This is a genomic window from Magnetococcales bacterium (assembly GCA_015228935.1).
Classification (GTDB): domain Bacteria; phylum Pseudomonadota; class Magnetococcia; order Magnetococcales; family DC0425bin3; genus HA3dbin3.
Genome location: JADGCO010000025.1, coordinates 1 through 26,306, shown reverse-complemented (window position 1 = coordinate 26,306; position 26,306 = coordinate 1). Strand labels below are relative to the sequence as shown.

Sequence of the window (26,306 nt, the reverse complement as noted above, 5' to 3'; positions counted from 1 at the left end):
AACTGGCTCATTAATTGCTTGGAATATCACCAAGCGACATCCAATTCATGCATCCTGAACCAAAAAAGATGCAAGAGGCCGATGGCCATGTCCAAAAACATTTCCCCCATCCCCGAAGGTCAAACCGCCGATTGTCTGGCCTGCAAACATTTCCGTGTCACCTGGGATGCCGATCATCCGAGGGGATGTGTTGTCATGGGTTTCAAAAGCCGAACGCTTCCCTCGCATGAGGTCCGATCCGCATCCGGTTTGGCCTGCCTGAAATTCGATCCAAAACCGATTGCCCCTTCGGCAACCCAATCCGCTCAAGAAAAATCTGTCTCACCGGCTGGATCTGCAACCAAACGCCATTGGGTTGCCTGACCAAGGCTGGAGAGACTGGGGGCAGGAGGCCGCTTCAAGTCTGCATCCGGCACTATCAATAAAAAAAGCCGGAACCCAGGAGGTTCCGGCTTTTTTTCGTCCAATACCCAACGCCGGCTCAAGAAAACAGAGTACACCCGTCGTTGCAGTATTCGTCATCAGGCATACATGTCAACCGATGCAGCCTGTTTCCGGGCTGCGGCCAGTGGCGCAGAACCGGTTGCAGTCGCCTGAGATTTGATATGCGGCACCACGTCCATCTTTTCCGCACGACTCTGGGCACCCCCGTTGGGATAGACCCTGAAAAGATGTTCAACCTTTTCCTTGATGGCTTTGACCACCGGTTCGGCCTTGGTCTGAATCTCGACCTGCTCCTTCTCTTTGTCGGGCGTCACGATACCCGGCACCTGGATTTGATTGACAGCAGCATCATTCCAGGGACGCAAGATGCCATCTTGTACCGGCTTGGAAGAAGAGGCCACACCCTTCTGGGCAGAACCCTTGTGACCATCGCCCAACGGAGGCGGCGGCGGTGCTTTTTCTGCCTCGACCTTGGATCCGTTATTCAGAGGTGGTGATTGAACCTTTGCAACATCAACGGTATCCTTCTGTACCGGATAGGTGGATTGCTGAGGTGCAGAGCGCCCGGCGGCTTCATTCTGGTTCGTCTCCTTACCAACCGTTTCCTGAGACCGCGCATTTTGTTCCATCTGGAAGGTGGCGCCGATTTGCATGCTGGTGATTTCCATAACTTGAACCCCCTGCTCTTGAATCACGGGTATCAACCCGTATTCCCATCCCTGGCTGGAGGTAAGCTGTTCATTTTTACAGGGTCAGCCCATACCCGTGCCTTGTAAATCTTATCGGAGCGACCTGTTCTGGACTTGAATAAAAAATGCATTGCTCTCAAACTGCCTCAGTCCAGTCTGCTGCAATCCATGGTGACACATCTCCATTGATAGGCACACCTCCTGCATGGCTCATGGCTCAAACCGTGTCGGCCATGGGTTAATGCCGTCTCCCAAGACCATGGTGAGTGCCTGCGTGCGACCTTTTCCTGTACTCCCAAGTTAATACTGGTGAAACTGGTTTATCATCGGTTTGACTTGATCACCAGGATAGAATCCATCAATCTGGTACTGTCAGGATTTGTTTTATGAATCTGAAATATTTTCATCTTAAACATCTCGCAGAGATGAAATTCATCAATCTGAACAATTTTCGGATTGGTCAGCGTGTGACCATAGGCGTGGTCATTCCATTATGCTTATTGATCTTCGTTGGAATCTGGAGTTGGGTCGCCAGCGATGCTGTATTCCGTGAAGTCAAAAATATACGCCAGGAACGATTGCGCATGGTGATTCTGGCCCAGAATCTCAGTAAAGACCTGCTCCAGACACGGTATTATCTTACTGAAGTATCCATCAACAAGGCAGACCGGAACAATCCCGATATTTTCAGCGGTTCCATGGATTACTATAAAAATTTTATCGATGATCTGGATAAATACAAGAATTTTTACACTCAGTCGAAAAACGAAAAAATTCTCAAATCTGTTGCCGAGATCCGTTCTTATTTTGATAATTTCTATAAGCTCGGCAAAAAAATGGCCCAGGCTTTTGTCAATGGACAGCAGGAAGAGGGATTTTCCTTGAAGAGTGAGTTTGACGAAGCCGCCGAGTACCTGGAATTTTACCTGGTGCCTCTGTTGACCCAGGAAGAGAATGCCGTGCAAATGGCCATGGATATCCTGGTGGTCAACATGTCCGACCTGAAACAGGGATTGTTGGTCGTGATGCTGGTGGCCCTGGTGATTTCCACCCTGGTTGGTTCACTCCTGGTCCGCTCCCTTGTTCATCCCACCCACACCATCGCCAATGCCATGCGCACCGTTGCCGAGGGGAACCTGAGCCATCAGGTTCCCGTCATGGGCCGTGATGAATTGAGTGACATTGCAAAAATATTCAACCAGATGGTCAGCAACCTGACCCGCAACGCCATTGTCACCATGCTGCAATCGGGCAATGTGGGAGCCATCATTCGCGAACAGGTGCGTCTGAACGCGACTTTGGACAAGGATTCCCTGGAAAACCTGCAAATTTCCCGGCAGGTGGTCCGAGAAAACGACACGCTCGATGGTCAGGTGCAACAGCTCCAAGTGAGCATCAATCAGGCCAGTGACAATATCACGTCGGTCTCACAGGCCATTCAATCCCTGCATTCCGACAACATCATGCCCATTGCGGAAAATGCTGATTCCGCATCCCAAAGTGTCAATACCATGGCTACTGCTGCGGATCAAATGAGTTCCAACATTGGCGCAGTGTATAACAGTCTGCAATTGGTGGAGGGTTCCGTTCAAAGTGTCGGCGACGATGTCGAACATGTATCGAAAGCCATTCAGGGAGTACGCCATTTATGCCAGGACGCTTCAGCCCGTTCCAACACCGCCAGTGACCAGACCAAAAAGACCATCGAGGTCATGTCCAGTCTGATTCAGGGAGCCAGCGCCATCGCCAACATGGTGGAAAACATCAACGATATCGCCGACCAGACCAAAATGCTCGCCTTGAATGCCTCCATCGAAGCAGCCGGAGCCGGCGAGGCCGGCAAGGGATTTGCCGTGGTGGCCAACGAAGTCAAGGAGTTGGCGCGTCAGACTGCCAACGTGACCCTGAACATTGCCAACCTGGCCGAAAAAATCCGGGACAACGTCCGGGGCGTGTCGGAAGCCACCAACAATCTCAATGGCATGATCAGCAAAATTGCGCGCATCAATGACGACATTCAGTCCAGTATGGACGAACAGTCCCGATCCATTGAAAACATTGTCCAAAACATGAACCATGTCGAAGTGGCCACTGTGGACGTGAAGCACCATGCCGAGCAATTGCTGCAAGCCTCGCACGAAGTTGCCCAGTCGGCCACCATTGCGGCCAACTCCACGCAAAGCATTGCCGTTGCCGCCCGGGAAGCCGCCTCTGCCGTCAGCCTGGTTGCCGAAAACAGCCGTGCTGCCTCCAGTCAAGCCGACTCGGTGCGCAACTTTGCCGGCGACATCTACAGCGCATCGATTCACGTGCAAAAAAACATGCTGGTGTCCATGGGCCTGACCAACCTGTTGCGTGGCTCCATCGAATATTCCAATCTGCTCACCCGCCACGGCCAACAGGCCGGCGATGCCTTGGATGCCGCTGGCCGCTCCGTCCATATGGAGAAAAAGCTTTTGAATATTCAGGATATCAAGAGCAGTCACCTGCGCATCCTGGAAACGCTGCACCGCTCCCTGCGTGGGAAAAAATCAGGTCCCGGCATATTCATGCCCACTGCCACCACTTGTCCATTGGCTGGTACTCCTCTGCTCGATCACCCGGAAGCGTCCAGACTTCACCAGACCTTTCACGAACAGGCCACCCTTTGCCTGGAATTCATCGTCTCCGCGACAGGCGACACAGCCGACATACGCCAAGAAACAAAATCCAAAATAAAAACCCTGGAAAACACCCTGGCCGACCTGTTCGGGGCATTGGACCAGGTTTATCTTCAGATCACCTGATCTTCAGATAATTTCATGGCCATGACCTGAATGTTTTCATCTTATCGATAAGGCCAGATCACCATCAAAAACAGCAATGTCAGGCCACCAGCCAGCATCAATCACCAAAAATACCGGCTCCCCATCAAAAACAGCAACGTCAGGCCGCCAACCAGCAACAATGCTCCCAGAAGCCTGGCCCCCAGGAGCATACCCCTTGACGGGCCACGGACCAGTAGACTCTGTAACTCACCACGACTCTGCAAACGCTCGAATTGTGCCGGATGATCGCGCCGCAACTCTGCCAGGGAGAGATTTCCGGTAAACATCGAAATATCCGGTGGCGGAAATTTGGCAGGACGGAAGTGATTGTTGAAAAAGTGGATTGTGAATAAAAATACCGTAGCCAGCAACGCCTCTCGCCCATGAACCAGAATGGCCACATTGAATACCCAGCCATCCAGATACCGTCCGGCCACATGGGGAAACGCCAACACCAGACCACTGCCGACAAATATCGTCATTCCCCAGAAAACTGCCCAGTAGTCAAATTTTTCAAAATAGGTCCAGCGATCAAATCCGGGCCTGGGTCCCCGGCCAAAGAACCATTTGAACATGTCGCGGCAGTCCAGAAAGTCCTTTTTATTGGGCAGCAGCGAGTCCGGGCCAAACCAGGCAAAGTTGCGCTTGCGCAACAGACTTTGCAGGACAAACACAAGATGGAAGAGAAAAATACCGACCAGACAAAGAGCTGCGGCCCGATGGAGCAACCCCATACGCTCCGCACCACCCAACAGATGCGCCAGTGGCGGTGCCCAGGCCAGATGCGCGTTCAAAAATGTCGTACCGGTCAACAACAAAACCATCACCGCCAAGACAAAGAATAAGTGCAGAACACGCCAGAACAGCGAAAAGCGCTGCACATGCGGATTGGTTGCCACACCAGGAAGGGAAACATTCAAAGGCAAAACGACAGGCGACTGTTGCCGCTCCCGCCATTCCCGGTAATACCAAAGGACAGAGTGAAGCGTGAAGAAGGAGAGAACACTCCACATCAACCCTCGCATGAAACGGGACACGTACCAAAGCTGCGGATAGTGATCATAATCGTTCTCGTTGGCGTGGGGCGAAAACGAGGCAAAACCGGCTGTAGCCAGCGGACGATGTTGACCATCATGACATTTCTGGCAGGTCCGCAGGCGCTTGTCGGGATGAACCGTGGATTTGGGATCCTTGGCAGGCAATACTTTATGGCTTTCGTGGCAATCATAACACTTGGCCGTATGATGAAAACCCAGGCGTGTCACCTGGCCATGATAAAATTGACGATACGTATCCAGGCTTTTTGGATGACACGCGCCGCACGTCTCTGAACTCATCAGCTTGAAAACGGCCAAATGTGCCCCGGTAGTCGAATATGTCGTGTGACAATCAGAACAGTTGGCCGACTTTGAATTTGATTTTTCCAGGATCCCAACACCATGAGACGAAGCCGCGTAATCCTCTAAAGCCTCTTCGTGACACTTTCCGCACAATTCTGGAATCGTCAGCCGCCATTTGTCATAGTCCGGGCCATGCTTCTCGACCGGCACGTTGAAAAAATGGGTATCATGACATTCATGGCAAACTGCATTGGGAAAATCCGGGTTGTCTTTATTGGGACGGGCATGGAACGAACGTCGGTAGTTGATGGTATGACGAATGACCGTTTCCATGCGGGAAGATGCCACCACCGTCTCGGCTTCCTGCATCGCCTTGGCCAAACGTACATGACAAGCCGCACAGTCGATCTTTTCCGCTGCACCACTCTGGTGCGGAGGATTCAGATTGCGGATTTTATCGTGACAATCCTTGCACAACAGACGCGCATGGACCCCCCGCCCATACAATTCCGGCGTAATTGCCGTCAGGAAACGCTTGCCGGTTTCGCCAGCATTGGGTGAAGCATCCAGGATTTCATATTTTTTGCTCCCATCATGACATTTTAGACACGCCGTATTGCACAAGGCATCTTCTGCTCCCCCCTCGGCCAAAACTGGTGACATGCTGCCACCCACAAACAAACAAAACAGGGTGACACCTCGGATGAGCGATACCAACATGCCGATCACTTGAAACGGGTCGTATAACGAAGCCCAAAAAAGTTGGATGTCTGGCCATCCATGGTGGAAATCAGCGTTCCATCGGTCGTGGTGCCATAAACGTAGGGAGAGCCGTCGCTGAATTTCCAGGTCCAGTCATTGGTATGCCAGCGTTCATGGAGATAGTCGAAACGGAGCGTACCTGGACCCATGCCCTTGTATTCGATGAAGGTGTTCAAGCGTGTTGTCGGGGTGACGATATCTGGCAAAGGGGTCACGCCAGCCGGATAGGCCGGAAGGACACTTTTTGGATCCACCGTTATGGTATCTTCATACTTGGATTTGTCCCGGGTCCACTGAAAATCGGCACCCAGTTTGACTCCATCATGCCACTGATTGCGCACGCCCAAGCCAACGGAACTGCCCATGTCCTTGAGTATCGAACTTCTGTCTGCCTCATGGACACCCGTGGAACTCCAGCGACCGGCATCCTGCCAGGTCTTGTTGGTGTCGTAAGAGTACCAACCGGTCAACAGCCAGCGATCTGTGGGGGCATAATCCATGTCAACCGAATAAAGCTGGCTGTGCGCCTTTTTCTGCCCGTAAGGGATCTGATTCAGTCCATACTGATCGACAATATCTTCCACAACCAACTGGAACCCGAGCCGTTCAACGGGCCGCCAATCCAGGGCCAGGCGCACCTTGTCCCGCTCCCGGTCGGCAATGAAGGAAGGCGCGATCTTGCCAAAATCATTGCCCATGATTTTTGTGGAATTCAAATATTGCGACCCGTTCCGGTCCGTATGTTCATACCCCAACGCCCCGTTGATGGTTTCCGACATGTGTCTTTGCACCTGCAAACGATAGGTCGTTTCATCAATATCTGTACGCCAGGGGATGAACCGCTCATCATCCAGGCCATCTTTGTTCGCATCATTGCCAAACGGTATTTGCCGTTTTTGATCCTTCAGTTCAATGCCCCCGGTCAGGCTGATCTGATAGGGCAACCGATAGGTTCCTTCCAACAAGCCGGATGTGGTTCTGATCGAGAGGGGTGTGGCGTGAACCTGGGTCGTGGGTGTATTCACCACCAACCATGCCGGTGTCTGGTCATCGTCATCATGATAGCGCAATTTGGTCACAATGTTGAGATCGGCCAGGGGTTGCGTGGTCAATCCCAATTGAATCATGGTCGTATCGACCCGACCTCGCAGCTTCGAAGGGGCATAGGCAAGAGAGAGGCCGGCAATATCATTGGTGGGCAAATGTTCATTTTGCATTGCCCGACCATGGGAGATTTTAAAGGTGGCATGCGAATCCATCGGCAAATGATACCCGCCACTGAGAAACACCTGGTGGGCTTCATTGTCCATGGGCTGGGTGATATAGCTGTGGCTGGCCAACAAGGCAGGGTTGTCCCCCTTGAGGATGAAATCCACCAGGGTATTGTTTTCGTTCGTAAACCAGCTCCCGTTATAACCTCCCAACAATTGACCACGCTTGCCGGTATAGCTCACCGTCGGTTCCAACTGGCGCATGGTCCAATCAATCGGCTCCAGGGCAAACTCGTTGAAACCACCCCGCCCCCACTGACGGGTACCTTCCTTGGTCTCGTTTCTGAAATTGAGATTGAACTTGATGTTTTTGTTCCAGGTACGAAACGTATTGACGACCAGACGGTCGCGATCCGTCCTGATCTGCCGGGGTGATCCATCATCTGAAGTGGCGGTCTTGGGAATGATTTGCTGGGAGGTACCCAACCCCTCGGTCTTGGAATTGACATCGTAAGGTGCCAGACGCGGGATTTCGATGTAATCGACCCGAACTCCCCATATACCCTGTCTTTCAAAAGAAAGCTTGACATCACGATTGCCAGTCAGGCCCAGATTACGGCCTTCGATGACACTCCAGGTGCCCGTCGCTTCATCCCGGCTGAGATATCCAGCGTCCAGAAGAAACATGCCCGTGGTCGAACTTTTTCCATCGAAAGTACTGAATTTTCTGCGATTTCCATCCAGATAACCGACCCCAAGCGTGAGGAAGCTTTCCGGGGTCGTATAGGGAACCGCTGTCGGACACATTCCGAACGGGCCACCCGGATCGGCCTTGTTTTCCTCCCCGGACCAGGCTGTCCCAGACCCCAGCAACAAAACAGCAACCCCGGTCGTCCAAATGAAGCGTGCATTTCCGTTCATGCGCATGACACTTAATCTCCCTGATGTTTCATCAGCGTTGGAAACGTCCGGTTCTTGTTGCATTTTCGGTGCTGTTACTGCCATGAATATTGACATGGCATTTCACACAACCCCGTGCCACCGTCCCAAGTTGTGACATGTTTGTGGTCCGGACACCCGGCAAACCCGGAACCTGACCTCGATGGGTGGTGCTGCTGTGACAATTCTGGCACAAATACGGGGGACGGTAGTTGAGCAGGTCGGCCACGACGGTGCCATGCGGGTTGTGGCAGATGAGGCAATTTTCCGCCACGGGTGGATGCATGTGCAGGAAAGGACCCCGTTTTTCCATGTGACACTGGTAGCAGGTCTCATTGATGCTGTCCCAGCGCAGGGATTTATGCCCTGTCGAACCATGGGGATTGTGGCAGTTGGAACAGGACATTTTTCCTTCCGGAACAGGATGATGCGAAGGCCTGTTGAACATGGCCCGCTGGGTCTTGTGGCAACCAAAACAGACGCTGGGCTGACTGCGCTTGTCCAACACCCGATCATGATCGGTGTGAATATCATGGCAATTGGTGCAGGCCACTTCCTGCTTGACATGGGCACTGCTTGACCAGAACAGGAGCTTGTCACCCTGATGACAGGTCATACAGGTCTTGTTGATGGTGGCCGCCGGGGTATCGGTGGTCTTGAAATTGCCAAAATTTTCGTCAATGCGGGCATCGGGTCGAATTTTGGGTGAGCGGCGCCCATAGGTGATGTCAGGTTTGGGGCGCTTATCCTGCCCGGATTCCTTCTTTAAATGTTCCCGACTGGCACCATGGCAACTCGTACAGGTCGGCGTTCGGCTGTCCGCCAGGGTGCCGTGCTTCGTCTTGCCAATGGCCAATAAAGATGTGGAATCCTCTTCATCGTGACAGAAAGTGCATTCGGCATCTCCCCGCATCACGGCATCCTGTCGTACTTTCTTGTCATTCCCAGTCTTGCCGTCGTCGCCTCTGGTATCTTCACCAGCGACAGCCGTCGCAACACTCAGAAACAACCCGATACCCAAACAAACCCCCACTGCATGGCGTAACATCACTCAATGTCCTCCCCATCTCCCACCATTCTGGTTCATGAGATCGGCATGAATTTTTGACTTGTTCCATCTGAGTGAACCAACCTGATTGAACATACCAACTCTCCCTGTCATGTCCTCCCGGGACACTCAAAAATTTCGGCCCGTCAGACCGGCACGGATAATCAATCAGGACAGGACCATAAATCTGCCTGGCTATAGCGACAAAATCCAGCGAATGAATTCTCTGAGGTGTTCCGGAGTGTCAAAATCTGTTTTTTTGTGATTTTCCTCAGTGCCATCTTCAAGTTTGACTTTTGGATTGCTGGTTAAATGTTTAAACAGTTTTTCTTCAGCCTGGGCGTCGCCTTTGTATTTTTTGGCAACCTTGGTGTACGAAGGACCGTTTTTTGATTTTTGCACGGAGTGGCATTTTGTACAATCATTGCGTTTCAATACTTCAAGGGCCGTGACGGCGTCCATTTCCGCCTGGGCCGTTCCGGCCACGCAGCCAAAGCCAAGAGCCATACTCACGACCAGCATGGGCATGATACGGCGAGAGGATCCTGATCTGGAAATGATTTGCAATTTCATATCTTTGATTCACCGTAAAAGTGGATGTTTTTCTACGCTTCTTTTTCTTTTTGTTGGGCGACACACACCTGATTGCGCCCTGATTTTTTTGCAACATACAAGGCGTCATCCGCAGCTTTCAACATTTCCGCCGGTCCCTGGATATCCGGAATATGCAACGGGTAGGCAACGGCTCCGATGCTGATCGTGACCTTGAGACCGTCGATCACCTGGGCCTCCACCTTTTCCCGAAAACGGTCGGCGGCGATGAAAAGACCGGGCATGGAAGTGTTGGGGGTGATGATACAAAATTCCTCGCCACCATACCGGCAACAAAAATCGACATCCCGAAATGAATTTTTCATGGTCACGGCAATTGCCTGCAAGACCCGGTCGCCCTGATCATGGCCATAGGTATCATTGAACTTTTTGAAATGATCCACATCGAACAGCAACAGTCCCACGGACAGACCATACCGCCGTGCCCGCTGAAACTCTGCCAGCAGCAGTTCGTCGAAGCGGCGTCGATTGAGAAGTTTCGTCAAACCATCGGTGTAGGAAAGATCCCGCAACATTTGTTCCAGTTTTTTTTCTTCGGTCACATCCCGGATCAGGGCTGCGGAACCCACAATTTCCCCGGTCTTGTCCTTGATCGATGCCGCAAAAAAGTGCAAAACCTTTCCGCCGTAGACGACGATTTCCGGCATGTCGAAGCCGGATCTTTCCAAAAATTTCTGCACATAATCCGGATCGTCCAATATGTGCAGAAATCCATCTTCGATGATTTTTTCTTCAGTTTTTCCCAGCAGTCGCAGGGCTGCCGGATTGACCAGGACCACCTTGCCATCCCGATTGGTGCCGATGATCCCCTCCCGGGCACTGAGCAGGATGGTCATCAATTTTTCCTGTTCATTTTGCAACCCGGTGTGAGCATCGGACAATTGACGGGCCATTTGATTGAAAATCGTTGCCATTTGTCCCAGTTCGTCGCTGCCCATCACCGGAACCTGGGAATCCATGTTGCCTCCGGCCACATGGAGCATGGCTTTCGTCACCTTGGAAATCGGGTGAACCAGACTGTTGACAAGAAGAAACGCGATTAAAATCATCAACAATATTAATACACTAGCCATGATAAAGGCCAGTCTGGTCCGGTCCCGGCCAAACTTTTGCGTGGCACCAGAGGCCTTTTTCATATCCTCTTTGACCCGCCCGAAATGATACTCAACCAAAAATTCAATCGCCTGGTTGGCCTCCTCCATGGTTTCGATGCGTTCCTGGATCAGGCTGTCCTGTTCCACCATGGCCAGGAAATCCTTCTGGTATGTTGCGAGACTGTCAGCCGCTGCCTTGTCGTCGGAAACCGCGTTGGCGACAAGCTTCTGCTGAATCTCGTCAATCAGCCTGGGAAGATGTTCGGCATAGTCTTTATTTTTGGTCCGCAGATAAGCATTCTCATAGTGACGAATCTGATAGAGAGCATCCCAAATATTATTAACCTGCTTGAATATTTGCTCAAACCTTTGTGCATCATCCAGTATTTTTTTACGCAACCCGGCGTGATCGTTGAACCCCTTGACCTTCCAGGCATTGACCGTGGCGGTAAAAGCATCCCGATAAACGTTGATTTGCTTGAAAATGCCTTTGGGAGCTTTCAAGTCCTCTTCATTGCCGGATTTCTCTTCCAGCGAGGTCAGTCTGGCGAGTTTATCCAAAAAATCCTTGAAATAGTTTTGATGATCTTCCGCAAGAGAATCGCTCGGGTTGATCCGAAAATTGTATTCCACATCTCTCATCTGGGCGAGAGAATGGGATATTTGGTATCCCAGGGTAAATCTGGTAAAATCCACATCAATCAATTGTTCATAACTCTCTTCCACCTGTTTCATGCTGAAATGGTAAACAATGACGATACCGGAAAAGAAGAAACCGATGATGATAAATCCGAGAGTAAATTTTTGCCAGATCAGCAGCCTGTTGAAAAAATTCATGACTCACGATCCCGTTGCACTCTCCGAGGATGTATCGACAAGAAACAGATGGCCGTTGCCACATCCAACAACAGTCTAAATTTTATAGTCTACCACTTGCAAATCCGATATTCAAGAACCGATTTGTTCCACTGCCCGAAAAATGAAACGTTCGAACACTTCCAGCCGCGAACCCAAAACCTGTTCTCTTGGCGTTTCTGGCGATGGCTTAATATATCTTAATGTTTAGAAAATCATGACATTGGCGTCGGATTCTGGTACCTTGTACAGTGTCCCGCCAGGCAGACAGCCTGGTTCCACCAGGCGAACATTCTGTAGGAGTTCCGGAAAAGCATGGAAATCAGACAAGTGCAATTCAACAAAGGGGCTTTCGCCACCCTGCTGCTGGAGCCGTTGCAAAAACTGGAGCCGATGCTCGTACTTGTGTTTGCCGACAAAAAATATTTCATGGACCCCGTGGTGATCTCCGCGCTTCTTGCAGCCTTTCCAACGGCCCATTGCGTGGGTGTATCGACCGCAGGCGAAATTTCCAATCAGGGCGTGCGCGAAGCGTCGTGTGTGATCACCGCCGTGCGCTTCGCCCAGGGCAGCGTCCGGGTCGCCACCGCCGAGGTCTCCTCTCCCGATGCATCCAGACAGAGCGGCATTCTGGCAGGCAAAGGGTTGCCGGAACAGGATTTGCGGGCCGTGCTGCTGTTTGCGCCCGGCAAAGCGGTCAATGGCTGCGCCCTGGTCGCCGGCGTGAGCAGCGTGGTCGGAACCGACATGACCATCGTCGGTGGATTGGCATGGGATGCCCACACCGATCAACAAACCCTGGCAATCTCCGCCAACAAAATTACCACACAACAGGTGGTTGCCGTGGGTCTTTATGGACTGTCTCTCAAAATTCGCAGTTGCTCCCAAGGCGGCTGGGTGCCTTTTGGCCCCTTGCGCAAGGTGACACGCTGTGAAGGCAATGTGCTGCTGGAATTGGATGGCGAACCGGCGCTGGACCTCTACAACCGCTATCTGGGCAACTACGCCAAGGATCTGCCAGACTCCGGATTGCGCTTTCCCTTCGAGATGCGCCACTCCAACTCGGCCACCTCCGGTTTGATTCGCACGGTCCTCGATATCGACCGCCAACGCGGCGGTGTCATTCTGGGAGGAGACGTCGATCCGAATGGTCACATGCGTCTCATGCATGTCACCACCGCCAAACTGGTAAGTGGTGCCGGACAAGCGGCTGCTTGCATCCTGAAAGACGACCCGGAAAGACGTCCGGGACTGGGTTTGCTGATCAGTTGTGCAGGTCGCAAACTCATCATGGGCGACCAGATTGCCGACGAATGGGAGGTTGTTCACAACACCCTGGGTCGGCATATTACAGTAACAGGGTTTTACGCCCATGGCGAAATCGGACCTCTGGGAACAACCCGAACCTGCAAGCTGCATAACCAGACCATGACCATTGCCCTGATCACCGAGAATACGTGACATGCACCGCCTCCTGCGCCGGCAGATCCAAAAAGCCTTGAATCTGGACGAAGAAAGTGATGTGGATGTTTTTCTGGCACAATACACCGCCCAGACCGGGACAGGTACCACCGGTTTGCTGCCCAGCCTGGATGTCATCCAGTTCCTCCAGAATGTCAGCACGACCTACGAACGATACGAGCGCGATCTGGCCTTGTGTGACCGCAGCCTGAATCTGTCGTCGGAAGAACTGTACCAGCTCAATGAACGCTTGAGTCACGAACTCGCATCACAATCGAAAGTATTGGCATCCCTCAAGCAAACGGCCAATCAGTTGTTGCAAGCCGCAGGTCAACCCCCGCTGAAAGAGGATTTCGTGGGGCTGGAATCCCTGACCCAATTGATGTCCGAAATGGTCCGGCAGCGTGAACAGACACAAAAAGATCTGGCGGAAACCCTCTCCCAGATGAAACGTGCCATCATCGAGAAAGCGGCCAACGCGATTGTCACCATCGACACATCGGGTCAGATACACTCTTTCAACGCTGCCGCCGAGCGCCTGTTCGGCCATCCGGCCCATCGCATCATCGGACAAAATGTCAAACAACTCATGCCAAACCAATATCATGAGGCACATGACCTTGGCCTTGCAAAATGCCTGCAACACGGCTCCAGTCACATCATCGGCGTGGCCACCGAGCTGGAAGGCAAACGCGCCGACGGCAGCATCGTGCCTGTCGAGCTGATGGTCAGCGAAATGATGGTGGGGAGCGTCCGCATGTTCGTCGGCATCATGACGGATATCACCCTGCGCAAACAATCGGAAAACAAACTGCGTCGCAGTGAGGCCACCATTCGTGCCATTGTCGAAACGGCCGTCAACGGCATCGTCACCATCAACGTCCAGGGTGAAGTGCGATCATTCAATCCGGCAGCGGAAGCCTTGTTCGGTTACACGGCTCAGGAGGTCATTGGCCAAAACGTCAACATCCTCATGCCCTCCCCTTATCGCGAAGAACATGATCAATATTTGCGTAACTACTTGTCGGGAGGGGAACGCAAAATCATCGGGGTCGGTCGCGAAGTGAAGGGTCGTCGCCGGGATGGCAGCACATTTCCCCTGAATCTGGCGGTCAGCGAAATGGGCGTCGGCGGGGAACGCATGTTCGTGGGTATCCTGACCGATCTGACCGCCCGCAAAGCCGTCGAACAGGCCCTCGTCGACGCCAGGGAGGCCGCAGATCAGGCCAACCGCATGAAAGGCGATTTTCTGGCCAACATGAGTCACGAAATTCGCACCCCGATGAATGCCATCATGGGCATGACGCACCTGGCCCTGCAAACCCACCTGACGGATAAGCAACGAGAATATTTAAAGAAAATTCAATATTCCTCCCGCAACCTGCTGGGCATCATCAACGACATTCTCGATTTCTCCAAGATCGATGCCGGCAAATTGACCATGGAAAACATCGTGTTTCGTCTGGATGAGGTCCTGGATCATCTGGCCGGCATGCTTGGCGTCAAGGCCGAGGAAAAAAAACTGGCACTGCACATCTCCTGCCCCGACAGTGTGCCCAACAGGCTGGTTGGAGACCCTCTGCGTCTTGGCCAGATTCTGATCAACCTCGGAAACAATGCTGTCAAGTTCACCGAGCAGGGACAGATCCTGATCGCCGTGGAACAGCCGGATACCGCCGATCAGAAAGTTCAACTGCGCTTCACGGTGCAGGATACCGGTATCGGCATGACCAGGGAACAACAAACCAGACTTTTCCAACCCTTCATTCAGGCAGACACCTCCACCACGCGCCGGTACGGCGGGACCGGTCTGGGACTCTCCATCTGCAAACGACTGGTGTCGTTGATGGGGGGAGACATCCAGGTGGCAAGCCAGCCGGGTATTGGCAGCACCTTTCATTTCACCGCCTGGTTCGGTTGTGCCCCACCGACCGCCGACACTGCCGATAAACCAGCACCCAGACAATTCCCGAAATCTGGCCGATGTCCAGCCAGAACCCGCGATGGCGAAGCCATCCACGGTATCCTGGGGGCACATGTTTTGCTGGTCGAGGACAACCCGCTCAACCAACAGGTTGCCACAGAACTTCTGGAAGCCAACGGCCTGTTCGTGACCCTGGCCCGTAACGGTACGGAATCATTGCAACACATTGAAAAACAACAGTTCGATCTGGTTCTTCTGGATATCCAGATGCCGGATATGGACGGATACACCGTGGCACGCAGGATGCGCCAACATCCGCAATGCAAAACGTTGCCCATCCTGGCCATGACCGCACATGCCATGGCGGGAGATCGGGAAAAATGTCTGGCCGCCGGCATGGATGACCATATCGCCAAACCCATTGATCCTGATCTGCTCTTCGCTGCTTTGACAACCTGGATTGCCGCCAGGGAAAAGACGAAACAATCCTTCCATGGCTGCCCCGTTGTCACACCAGAACATGAAACAAACAATGGAATTATGGTCTTCGACAGGACAACCGGTCTGCGTCAGGTCGGCGGCAAACGGGATTTTTTCGATAAATTGTTGCGCGATTTTTTCCGGGATTACCAGCAAGTGGCCATCCGCGTGCGCGCCCTGTTGACTGGCGGAGATGTGCCAGCCACCCTGCATCTGGTCCATACCCTCAAGGGTGTGGCAGGAACCCTCGGTGCCAAACAACTCAGCGAAGCGGCACGCAGGTTGGAAACAGCCTTGAAGACAAAACAGGTCGATGCCTATGAGGGATTGATGGCTGATCTGGAACATCAGACCGCCGTGCTGATGCGCGAACTCGCTCCCCTGCTCCACCAGGAAACATCCAGACAGATCGATCATGCTGCGGCAGCAGTGGAAAATTCCGTGGATGTGACAATTGTGACGCCGATTTTCCGGAATCTGGCCTACCTGTTGCGCTCCGGCAATTCCAAAAGCGCCGCAAAACTGGCCGAACTGCGCGCACTCATGGAAAATCCAACGTCAGCTCCGTTGCCAGAGTTGGAAACCTGTATCGAGGACTATGAATTCGAAACAGCCCTGACCTGCCTGACCGCCTGGGCAACCCGTCTGCACATCGATCTCGAATGAGGCCGTATCGACCCGTATTTGCCATGATTCCATCCACTGCCATCATGACCAACAAACCGGAATACCGTTGACAAACAAAAGGAACCCGATCCATGACAACAGGCAAGGAGACTCTCCTGGTCGTCGATGATGAACGCTTGAACCTGAATGTGCTGAAGGATTTGCTGGAGCCGGACTATGACCTCTTGTTGGCCAAGAGCGGCGAACAGGCTTTGCAACGGGTTCTTTCCACCCCACCCCCCGATCTGATCTTGTTGGATATCATGATGCCCGGTATCGATGGTTATCAGGTGTTGCAGCGGCTGAAGGCCGATCCCGTCTTGCAGGAAATTCCAGTCATCTTCATCACGGCCATGGGTGAAATCGAGGATGAAACCAAAGGGTTGGCCATGGGGGCCGTGGATTATATCACCAAACCCATTTCCCCCTCGATTGTGCAGGCACGCATCAAAACCCATCTGGCCCTGCGCAGAAGCCTGGTTGCCCAGCAGGACCTGAACAAGGAGATGCGGCAGCTCAACGCCCAATTGGAGGAGAAGAATAATCAACTTTTGGAATTGAATACCATCCTGCAAAACATGGCCATGCTGGATGGTTTGACGGGGATTCCCAACCGTCGCCATTTCGACCAGCAGTTGGAACAGGAGTGGCACCGAGCCTTGCGTGATCAGACCCCTGTGTCATTGATTCTGATGGATATCGATTTTTTCAAGCCCTTCAACGACCATTATGGACATGCGGCAGGTGATGCATGTCTCAGGCAGGTGGCCCAGGCTCTGGCCCACACCATGACCCGGACCATCGATCTGGTGGCCCGTTATGGCGGCGAGGAGTTTGTCTGCATTCTCCCCGGAACCGATCTGGATGGCCTGGCCGTGGTCGGCAATAAACTGCGCGAAAACATCCGGGCACTGGGTCTGGCGCACCACCACTCCAAGGTGGCCAATCATGTCACCATCAGCCTTGGCGGAATCAGCATGATTCCTTCCCACGACCTCTCCCCCACCAGCCTGGTCAAGGCAGCGGACGCCCGTTTATACCAGGCCAAAAACGAAGGCAGGGACCGATTGGTCTGTGCCAGGGAGTCACCGTGATCGTTCATTCCACGACAAACAGGATCTTGAAATAATTTCGTGCCAAAACACAAATGCATCTCCGAGTCACCAACCAGGCTGTTTACCAGGCATGGAACGCATGACACCGGCGTCGGCCTTCGATAGAATGGGTCCCGCCTAAGGCAGACTTGGTCCTGATTCATCGCAAAGAAGGTGGTCGAACGGCTTGGATGCCCAGTCACTGGATGAGGTATTTTCAAAAAACAATAAGGATACCATCTAAAAAGTCTTGTGTCGGCTGAACAAGTTGCCGTCCAAAGCCAATGCCCTGACCAGACTGATCATTCTCCAAGACTTCGGCGACCAATTCCGCACCAGATTCAAAATGAATGACACCCGACAAAAAGTCCGGCAAGAAATAGACGTTTGGCTTCTGGGTTGGGTGCCGAGTCACACTCTTGGTCGCCCAAGAGGACAACTCTCCCCCAGGCGGGCATACTCTCCTCCTCCCAGGCGGGCCAATGGATCGATCCCCCCGGTATTGACCAACAAGCGTCCTTTGGCATCCCGTTCGGCAACGGCATCATCGAGATGGATGGTTTCCACACGCCCCAGAATCATGGCCAGGGATTCCGGTCCGATCTCCTGTTGTGAATAAAATTGACAGCCGAATGCCACCCGACAGGTGGCCAACCGGGGAAGACGACACCCGGGAAAAGGAACCGTCGCCAAGGCCAGTCGTTCCACCTCCGATACAGTTTCCGGCAAAGATGCCGAACTGTCGTTGACCATGACCCTGTGTTCCCAGGAAGGGATATGCACGACAAAATCTTTCCGGGCCAGAATATTGGCCCGGGTGTCCTTGGGAGTCCCATCCGCCTTCAAACCGATGGCCAACATGATCAAAGGAGGATCACTGCTCACGCCATTGAAGTAGGAAAACGGGGCCAGATTGAGTCCCCCCAAGGAATTTTCCGTCAACACCCAGGCAATGGGACGCGGAACCAGGGTTTGATTCATATGGTAGTATACCTGATTGGCCGACAAGCCCCGCAAATCAATCTCCATCATGCCACTCCTTGACTGTACCTGAACCAAATAACGCAGACCGCGAAAACATTTTGCACGTAACTGGTTGCGGCCATACCGCACTATGTATCCATCCGGATCTGGTAAAAACCTCTCTTGCCAACCTGCAACACACAGGCACGCTCCAAAGTGGCATTGTAATCCCGCACCGGTTCACCATCGATTTTCAGGCCGGCACCATCCATCAAGCGCCGGGCCTGGCTTTTGGAACCAATCAATTGCCTGGCTGCCAAAAATTCAATGAGATTCATACCCGGAACAACGTGAAACTCGGGCATCGACTCGGGCAGATTCTGCTTTTGGTGGACATGCTCGAAATGAATCTGGGCCTGCTCCGCAGCCGCCTCGCCGTGGTACATGGCAACCACTTCCCGGGCCAATATTTTTTTCATCGCCATGGGATGCAGCCGACCATCAGCCACCTGGGAGCGATACGTTTCCACCTGGTCCGGGGTCCAGCGGGTCACCAGACGCATGAAATCCAACATGGTCTCATCCGACAGACTCATGGTCTTGCCAAACTGGGTTTCCGGAGATTCGGCAAGGCCAATATAGTTGCCGGCACTTTTCGACATCCGCATTTTGCCATCGGTACCCACCAGAATGGGATAGGTCAGACAGATGCAGGGCAGTTGACCATGGGCTTCCTGAAGCTTGCGACCCGCCATGATGTTGAAAAGCTGATCCGTGGCCCCCAACTGCACATCACATTGCAAATGCACGGCATCATACCCTTGCAACAGCGCATACAAGAACTCATGCAACCCCACGGGATTGCCGGCCTCCAGGCGTTTTTTGTAATTATCCCGGGCAAGAAATTGTTGCACCGTAAAATTCGAGCTGAGGCCGATCACATCCGCCAGGGTCATTTTTTCCAGCCAATCACCGTTGTACCGAACCTGGATCCGATCCCTGTCCAAAATTTTGAAACATTGTTCGGCATAGGTCTGGGATGCGGCCTGGACCTCTTCCCGGGTTTTGCGCGGGCGACCACTGGTCTTGTCGCTCGTGTCACCAACCTGGGCCGTGAAGGTCCCGATCAAAAAGGTGACATCGTGGCCAAAATCCTGGAACAGGCGCAGTTTGCGCAAGGTGATGGTGTGTCCCAAATGAATATCCGGCCCGCTGGGATCGTATCCCGCATAAACACGCAATGGCCGGTTTTCCTTTCGTGCCCGGTGCAACCGCTCCCGCAGCTCCCGTTCCATGTTGCGGCCCAGTTGCGGATCCCCAAAATCCGCGCCAAACATCAATGCCCGGATCTGAGTCTCAATGTCCGTGTTGGCTGCTGAATTCATTCCGTCTGTTTCATTGGTCATGGCATGTTTGTCCCTGGATGATACGGCTCCCTCCTCAGGATGGGGCCGGACTGAATTGCCTGCAAGCATGGCGGTTCGGAATGCTCCCCTCCCCGCTCAGCCCTTCATGGATAGAGGCAACCATCGTGGGTGTCAAATGATTTCAGACAGTTCCAAGCTCCCAAAAAAAAAATGTCTCCCAGGCACACAATGCCATGGAGTTTCCAAAAAGGGAGTGTTATAGTCAGCCCCTCACCGGCGGGAGAGCTGGTGTTCACAGCGCCAGGGACGGCGCTACCCTGCCACATCCATGTTCTCAGAGTCAAATCAAGGACGGGCTGCTTCCTGCCCGATCCTTTGCCCTTCGTGCCTGTTCATCCCATCTTCCCCCATCCTCCTCTCTTCCTCGTTTGCTGGCAGTTGTTTTTTTTTCGGTGCCATCATCCCTGGAAGATCGCGCTTCCGCCAACCCTGTCAACAGGGGTTGCCTCTGCTATACTTCCGTGATCAGATGTGTCGGGAGATGCCTGGAGGGAAGAAGGGGTTAAATCTTGTCAAGATCATCTGTCAGAGACATGATCGTCGCGCTGTCGGCAAGCGTACCAGGCGGAGCATGCCTGGGGTGGACCAACCCGCTTTACGCAGACTGGACCCTGGCCCCCGCACTCCAGAGTACCATCGACCTGTTGCCCCTTTTGGGTATCCCCCTGGTCGTTTTGCTGGGTTGGCACCTCTTTTCCGTGCGCAAGCTCGTGTACAAGCTGCGCGCTGAAATCGACACTCGATCCCAGGCCCAGGAAACACTGAAACGAAATCGTGAAAGTCTTGCCAGGGCACAGGCCATCGCGCATCTGGGCAACTGGGACTGGGATCTGAAAACCGGCTCCTTTACCTGCTCAGATGAGGTGTTCCGCATTTTTGGCCTCTCTCCCGACGGCTCTCTCCCCTCCCTGGAAGCCTATCTGAATACTTTCCAGCCTGAAGAAAGACAGCGCTTTCACACCGCGCTGAAAAGACAGCAGGACGGAGATAAAAGTCCCATTCGTCAGGAACGCCGCATTGTGCGACCCAATGGAGACATCCGAACCGTGCGGGAAGTTGCGGAAGTCCAGATTGGGCAACATGGCAGACCGGAACACATCATGGGTACCATCTATGATGTCACCGGACGCATCCGGGCCGAAAATGCCCTGCGCGCCAGCGAAGAAAGGTTCCGTTCCCTGGCACAATCCGCCAAAGACGCCATCATCTCAACCGATTTTGAAGGAAAAATTCTGTTCTGGAATACCGGGGCCAAAGTCATTTTCGGTTTCTCGGAAGCGGAAAGCCTTGGTCAAAAACTGGCCCTCATCATTCCAGAGCGGTACCGTCAGGCCCATGCACTGGGCATGCAGCGCGTGAGCGAAACCGGCTGCTTCAAATCATCGGACTCCATTCGAGAACTGGTCGGGTTGCGCAGGGATGGCAGCGAATTTCCCCTCGAAATCTCAATGGCATCCTGGCTCTCTGGAGAGAAGCGATTTTTTTCTGCCATCATTCGCGACATATCCAGCCGCCGACGCCTGGAACAGGAACAGGACCGGGCCTTTCAGGTCCGGATCACGATCAGCGCCCTGCTTGAAACAGCTCTGGAACCCCTCTCCCTGTCCGTCCAACTGAATGTTGCCCTGGATATCATCCAATCCATCCCCTGGCTCTCTTCCCCAAGACAAGGATTGATCTACCTCGTCGATTCTGCTTCGGGACATATGGTGCCTGGTTCCCAGAGAGGCATCCTGCCAGATGACACGAACGAGGATAAATTGCTGGAAGCCCAGGATGAATTGGCCCGTTTCCTGTGGCAACCCGCTCTGGCAGAGCATCGCATCATCTTCGTCACTCCAGAAATGGAACAACGGACCAACATTCCCCCATGTGGTCGATATTGCATCCCCATCACCTACAACGACCGGCTGTTGGGAGCCATGGTTTTGTTTCGCGCTGAAGGGGTTCAACGCAACAGTGATGAGGAGGAAGGTGTCCTCCAAACCATTGCCCATACCCTGGCCGGCATCATCGAACGGCGTCGCATGGAAGGCATTCTGGAACAAACGACCCTGGCCTTGCGGGAAACCCGGCTGGAAATCATCCGCCGTCTGGGACGAGCTTCCGAATTTCGCGACAACGAAACCGGTCTTCATGTGGTGCGCATGAGCCATTATGCCGCCGTGTTGGGCAAGGCCGCCGGTATGTCACCCGCCGAGTGTGAACTCATTCTCCATGCAGCACCCATGCACGATGTCGGCAAAATCGGCATTCCCGACACCATCCTCCGCAAACCAGGAAAATTGACCAAAGATGAGTTCGACATCATGCGCAAACATGCCGAAATCGGTGCCAGCATGCTGTTCGGCTACGAAGACGAGCCTCTCAAGACAGCCCATGTCATGGCCCTCACCCACCATGAACGCTGGGATGGTACCGGCTATCCCAGTGGTCTGAAGGGAGAAGAAATACCCCTCGTCGGTCGCATCTGCGCCGTGGCCGATGTGTTCGATGCCCTGACCACAGCCCGACCCTACAAAAAAGCCTGGAGTCCTGAAGAAGCCACCGCAGAAATTCAAAGATCCGCCGGAACCCACTTTGATCCCGAAATCGTCAAACTTTTCATGGAAAATTTACCGGACATCATCGAAATCATGCATACTTATGCTGATCCGGAAACGGAAGAACACCCTTTTGTCCAGGCACACAGTACTGAATAATTTATTAAAATCATCGCAGTCTTGCATGCTCACGCGGATTCCGATATGGGAGATGCACCCTTTATCCAGCCTCACCATGTAAATTTATCCAGTCAGACATGTTGGCATATTGCTTGCTTTCTAAATAGCTTCCGGTTCTGCCTGGCAAGACATCTGCGGATGGAACAATAGAAAATGAACAGTTTACGCAAAGTCAAGGTGATGGACGGGGTCTTCTGGATTGAAGTCCCGGAAGCCGATTTGTATATTCTTTGCGGCTGCCCCGCTGACACGGTCAAACATTTGATGAAAAAGGGGTTGATTGTCCCCGCCGAGGTCAATGGCGTACCCTGCGAAACCGGTCCCAATGCCATCCTGCTCTCCGATGTCATGCTCCAGAATGGCCGTCTGACCAATCTGGGCGAATTCCCGGTACTGCAAATGCTCTATCGGCAGGGCATGCTGCTGCCCAATCATCCGAACAATACCGGTGTCAAACCCCTTCTGATCGGACACCCTGATGCCATCGAAGCTCAAATGCAGTACATTTTTCGTGGCAACTATGGCCTGATCAACCAGGGCGAGATCGAAGATACGGGCATCCCCGCCGATCAGGCGGAAATCATGATGCGCATCAAGCTTAAATTTGCCTTTGGCAGGATTCGACCTTCCAGCGAGCTGCTGGCCTCCCTGCCGGTTTCGACGCACCCCGTGGAAATTCGCAATCAACTGTTCATTTGCCGTAAAGGATTGAACATATACGAATTTTCCTATAAGGATGAAAAGGTCACAGTCGATCTCAATCTGACCCAGGAAAACATTTACCCTTCACCTTATCCACTGAATTTCCATAACGTCAAACGGGAATATTTTTCTGTCATCCACTCTGGACAGGGCGACGGCTGGGACATCAATCGACCGAGCATGGGCAGCATTCTCATGTTTCAAGGTAAAATCTACCTTGTCGATGCCGGACCCAACATTGAATACAGCCTCATGGCCCTGGGTATTGGTGTCAACGAAATCGAGGGCATTTTCCACACCCACAGCCATGACGATCACTTTGCCGGTCTGATCACCCTGATTCGCAGCGATCATCGCATCAAATATTTTGCACCCCCGCTGGTGCGACATTCGGTATTCCGGAAACTGGCCGCACTCCTGATCATCTCCGAAGAGCGTCTGGCTGATTTTTTTGCCGTCCGTGACCTCGTTGCCGGAACCTGGAACGATATCGAAGGTCTGGAGGTATTACCGATTTTTTCCCCGCATCCTGTGGAAACCTGTGCTTATTATTTTCGTACCTTTTGGGAAGGAGAGTTCCGATCCTACAGCCATATGGCGGATATTTCTTCCTTCAGTGTTCTCGATAAAATGTTGGATACCGGGACAGGAAAGGATGGCGTTTCGTCAACCTATCTTGAAGCGGTGAAAAATCTGTATCTGATGCCAGCCGATATCAAAAAAATAGATATCGGGGGCGGCATGATCCATGGCCAGGCAGAAGATTTCAAGGATGACGCTTCCAATCGCATCATTCTGGCGCATACCTCCAACCCGCTCACCACCCGCCAAAAGGAGATCGGCTCCAGTGCCCCTTTCGGCGTGATGGACGTTTTGATTCCCGACTACTCGGAACCGTTGCGCGATACCGCCACCGCTTTTTTGACAGCCTATTTTCCCGGAGTTGCCCAATACAACCTGCGCAAGCTCTTGAACAATCCCATCGTGACTTTCAATCCAGGCTCGATCATCATCAAAAAGGGTGATGTCAATTCCATGATCTACCTGATCCTGACCGGGATTGTGGAAAAGATCAGTGCGGATGCCGGGGTTTACAATATTCTTTCTGCCGGGGCCATGCTCGGCGAGTACCACAGCCTGCATGGTCTTCCTGCCAAAAACACCTCGCGTTCCGTCAGTTTTGTGCAAGCCTTGCGACTGCCGGCCGGGTCGTATCAGGAGTTCATCCAACGGAACGATTTGAACTCGGTCATCAAAAATTTGAATGACAACCGCAAGTTCATGCAAAATACCCGGCTGTTCGGGGAGAACATTTCCACGCCTACCCTCAACAAAATTGCCCAGCAGATGAAGATGCAGCATTTTTCCGCACCCCATGGCGAATCCCTGGCATCCCTGGATCCGCACGATCTCTGTCTGGTTCAATCCGGCCAAGTGGAACGACGCTTGGACGGCAACAGATTGGAAGTGTTGGGGGTTGGCATGACCTTTGGTGAAGAGAGTTCCATCTTTCTTGGAGAGAGACGTTTTCAGTATCACTCCCTCGAACCAACAACCGTCGTCTCCATACCCGGAACATTATTGCGCGAAATTCCGGTCGTCCTGTTGAACCTTCTTGAATGCCATGAAAAACGCCATTATTGAAGTGTGTTGCACTGCGTTCACTTAGAGGGCAGAGCCGCTTCCCTCCTGGGCATCCATCCCAGTCTTTCATCTTTTTTTTGGGAAAATATACATTCCGAAGTGGACTCGGTTTAATGGAATGAAAATAATTTTTCATTCTGTTTTATCGTTCCCTGAAACTCTCCGCACGGAGTTTGAGAACCGGTGAAATGAGATATTCGATGATGCGACGTTTTCCGGTGGCGATTTCCGAACTGACGTTCATGCCGGGAGTCAGGTGGGTTGGTTCGCCAGGGACAATCCACATCAACTCTTGTGTCGGAGCCACAACGCCGCCCTCCGTGAATACCTTGAGTTGATGAACCGTTCCCGCCTCCGGGGCACGCAATTGGCCTCGCTGGTGCCGGAAGCGGGCTTTTTCCAGTTCCTGTTCCAGGGATGCTGCCTTGCGGTCCGCTTCCAGATATTGGCTCCAGGTGGTTTGATAAAACTGTGCCTCAGCTTGTTTGATTCTGAGTCCGAGAGTGACCACGGCTGCTTTGGCCTCTTCCCGCTCGCGATTTTTACTGGTCAACTCCTCTTCGGTCGAAACGAGTTTCTGGGCCAACTCCAGATAGTCCATACGCGGAGCTATACCTTGTTTGTACAGAGATTCCTTGGCATGGGCGCGTTCCCGGACCAAGGGCAGGAGCAGTGCCAATTTTTTGATTTCGGCCCCGACAGTGCCAACCCGCGCTACCAGCTCCTTGCGCTGGCCATCCAACTCTTTCAGTCTTGATTGATACTCATCCCATTGTCGTGCCAATAACCGGAAATGTCGGTCGGCAATTTCCTGGGAGAGTTCGGGAGGGAGATGAAAATTTTCCAATGGGTCCTTTTTTGCTTCCCCGATGACCCGCAGACGCATGGACTCTGTCGAGGCTTCCAGCCACTCTCGTTCCAACCGGACGACATCGGCGGTGTTGTCAGTCGGATCCAGTTCGATCAGCAGTTCATGGGCTGCGACCTTTTGGCCCTCCTTGACCAGGATGCGCCTGACCACCCCGGTTTCCAGGGGTTGTATGACCTTCAACCGACCGGTGGGAATGATCCGCCCCTGGGCCGTGGCGAAAATTTCCACCTGCCCGATGCAAGCCCAGAGGATTGCCAACAAGAAAAAAGCTATCAACAACCATGCCGTCCACCAGAACCCGTCCACTTTCCGGGACGTACAACCTTTGAACGAGTTTGGTCAAGGTACTTTTCCCCGAACCGGATGGACCGACGATGCCCACCACCTGCCCGGCGGGAATATCGCAGGACAACTGACTCAGCACTTCCGGACCATCGGAACGATACCGGAAGGTGACATGCTCGAAGCGGACATGTCCGTGGATTTCGGGCAGGGAGAGTTTGCCGGCCTGTTCGGCGGGCAACTCGGTTTGGGTATTGAGGACATCCCC

At 53.0% G+C, this 26,306-nt stretch carries 16 protein-coding genes and 1 pseudogene; 7 read left to right on the top strand and 10 right to left on the bottom strand.

What is annotated here, in order from left to right; genetic code table 11:
• The first annotated feature begins 87 nt into the window (after nt 1-87).
• Nucleotides 88-276: pseudogene (locus tag HQL65_08200) on the top strand (uracil-DNA glycosylase).
• A gap of 245 nt (nt 277-521) precedes the next feature.
• Here HQL65_08200 and HQL65_08195 read toward each other — a convergent pair.
• Nucleotides 522-1,097 carry a hypothetical protein gene (locus HQL65_08195; GenBank protein ID MBF0136207.1) on the bottom strand — a complete coding sequence of 192 codons (576 nt, stop codon included), beginning with the start codon at nt 1,095-1,097 and terminating at the stop codon, nt 522-524.
• 422 nt (nt 1,098-1,519) lie between these two features.
• On the opposite strand from HQL65_08195, the gene HQL65_08190 reads away from it, so the two are divergent.
• Nucleotides 1,520-3,919 carry a methyl-accepting chemotaxis protein gene (locus tag HQL65_08190; GenBank protein MBF0136206.1) on the top strand — a complete coding sequence of 800 codons (2,400 nt, stop codon included), beginning with the start codon at nt 1,520-1,522 and terminating at the stop codon, nt 3,917-3,919.
• Between the two features lie 101 nt (nt 3,920-4,020).
• Here the strand turns inward: HQL65_08190 and HQL65_08185 are convergent, their stop codons facing one another.
• From HQL65_08185 to HQL65_08165, 5 genes are all read right to left on the bottom strand, one after another.
• Nucleotides 4,021-5,943 carry a cytochrome C gene (locus tag HQL65_08185; GenBank protein ID MBF0136205.1) on the bottom strand — a complete coding sequence of 641 codons (1,923 nt, stop codon included), beginning with the start codon at nt 5,941-5,943 and terminating at the stop codon, nt 4,021-4,023.
• 62 nt (nt 5,944-6,005) lie between these two features.
• Nucleotides 6,006-8,180, bottom strand: a complete 2,175-nt coding sequence (locus HQL65_08180; protein MBF0136204.1) for an MtrB/PioB family decaheme-associated outer membrane protein — start codon at nt 8,178-8,180, stop codon at nt 6,006-6,008.
• A gap of 25 nt (nt 8,181-8,205) precedes the next feature.
• Nucleotides 8,206-9,240 (bottom strand): DmsE family decaheme c-type cytochrome, encoded by a 1,035-nt coding sequence (locus HQL65_08175; protein ID MBF0136203.1) that lies wholly within the window; start codon nt 9,238-9,240, stop codon nt 8,206-8,208.
• 195 nt (nt 9,241-9,435) lie between these two features.
• Nucleotides 9,436-9,768, bottom strand: a complete 333-nt coding sequence (locus tag HQL65_08170; GenBank protein MBF0136202.1) for a c-type cytochrome — start codon at nt 9,766-9,768, stop codon at nt 9,436-9,438.
• Between the two features lie 77 nt (nt 9,769-9,845).
• The gene (locus tag HQL65_08165; protein ID MBF0136201.1) at nt 9,846-11,783 is read right to left on the bottom strand and encodes a diguanylate cyclase; all 1,938 of its coding nucleotides are present in this window, start codon (nt 11,781-11,783) and stop codon (nt 9,846-9,848) included.
• Between the two features lie 333 nt (nt 11,784-12,116).
• Here HQL65_08165 and HQL65_08160 point away from each other — a divergent pair, with 333 nt between their 5' ends.
• The 3 genes from HQL65_08160 to HQL65_08150 all read left to right on the top strand — a co-directional run bounded on the left by HQL65_08160 (nt 12,117) and on the right by HQL65_08150 (nt 17,426).
• Nucleotides 12,117-13,262 carry an FIST C-terminal domain-containing protein gene (locus HQL65_08160; protein ID MBF0136200.1) on the top strand — a complete coding sequence of 382 codons (1,146 nt, stop codon included), beginning with the start codon at nt 12,117-12,119 and terminating at the stop codon, nt 13,260-13,262.
• Nucleotide 13,263: 1 nt separating this feature from the next.
• Complete coding sequence (locus HQL65_08155; GenBank protein MBF0136199.1) at nt 13,264-16,332, top strand: PAS domain S-box protein; 3,069 nt, start codon at nt 13,264-13,266, stop codon at nt 16,330-16,332.
• 92 nt (nt 16,333-16,424) lie between these two features.
• Entirely contained in the window at nt 16,425-17,426 is a 1,002-nt protein-coding gene (locus HQL65_08150) for a diguanylate cyclase (GenBank protein MBF0136198.1), read from the top strand.
• Between the two features lie 411 nt (nt 17,427-17,837).
• Here the strand turns inward: HQL65_08150 and HQL65_08145 are convergent, their stop codons facing one another.
• Both HQL65_08145 and HQL65_08140 read right to left on the bottom strand, forming a co-directional pair.
• Nucleotides 17,838-18,455 (bottom strand): flavin reductase family protein, encoded by a 618-nt coding sequence (locus HQL65_08145; protein MBF0136197.1) that lies wholly within the window; start codon nt 18,453-18,455, stop codon nt 17,838-17,840.
• A gap of 83 nt (nt 18,456-18,538) precedes the next feature.
• The gene (locus HQL65_08140; GenBank protein ID MBF0136196.1) at nt 18,539-19,795 is read right to left on the bottom strand and encodes a tyrosine--tRNA ligase; all 1,257 of its coding nucleotides are present in this window, start codon (nt 19,793-19,795) and stop codon (nt 18,539-18,541) included.
• A gap of 530 nt (nt 19,796-20,325) precedes the next feature.
• Between HQL65_08140 and HQL65_08135 the strand changes: the two genes are divergently transcribed.
• Nucleotides 20,326-22,518, top strand: coding sequence for a PAS domain S-box protein (locus HQL65_08135; GenBank protein ID MBF0136195.1), 2,193 nt, complete (start codon nt 20,326-20,328; stop codon nt 22,516-22,518).
• Nucleotides 22,519-22,692: 174 nt separating this feature from the next.
• Nucleotides 22,693-24,885 carry a cyclic nucleotide-binding domain-containing protein gene (locus tag HQL65_08130; protein ID MBF0136194.1) on the top strand — a complete coding sequence of 731 codons (2,193 nt, stop codon included), beginning with the start codon at nt 22,693-22,695 and terminating at the stop codon, nt 24,883-24,885.
• A 142-nt stretch (nt 24,886-25,027) separates the two neighbouring features.
• Here HQL65_08130 and HQL65_08125 read toward each other — a convergent pair whose 3' ends face one another.
• Nucleotides 25,028-25,906, bottom strand: coding sequence for a hypothetical protein (locus HQL65_08125; GenBank protein MBF0136193.1), 879 nt, complete (start codon nt 25,904-25,906; stop codon nt 25,028-25,030).
• Nucleotides 25,857-26,306 (bottom strand): ATP-binding cassette domain-containing protein (locus tag HQL65_08120; GenBank protein ID MBF0136192.1); only part of this gene is annotated, 450 nt, incomplete at its 5' end. The genes HQL65_08120 and HQL65_08125, both read right to left, overlap by 50 nt.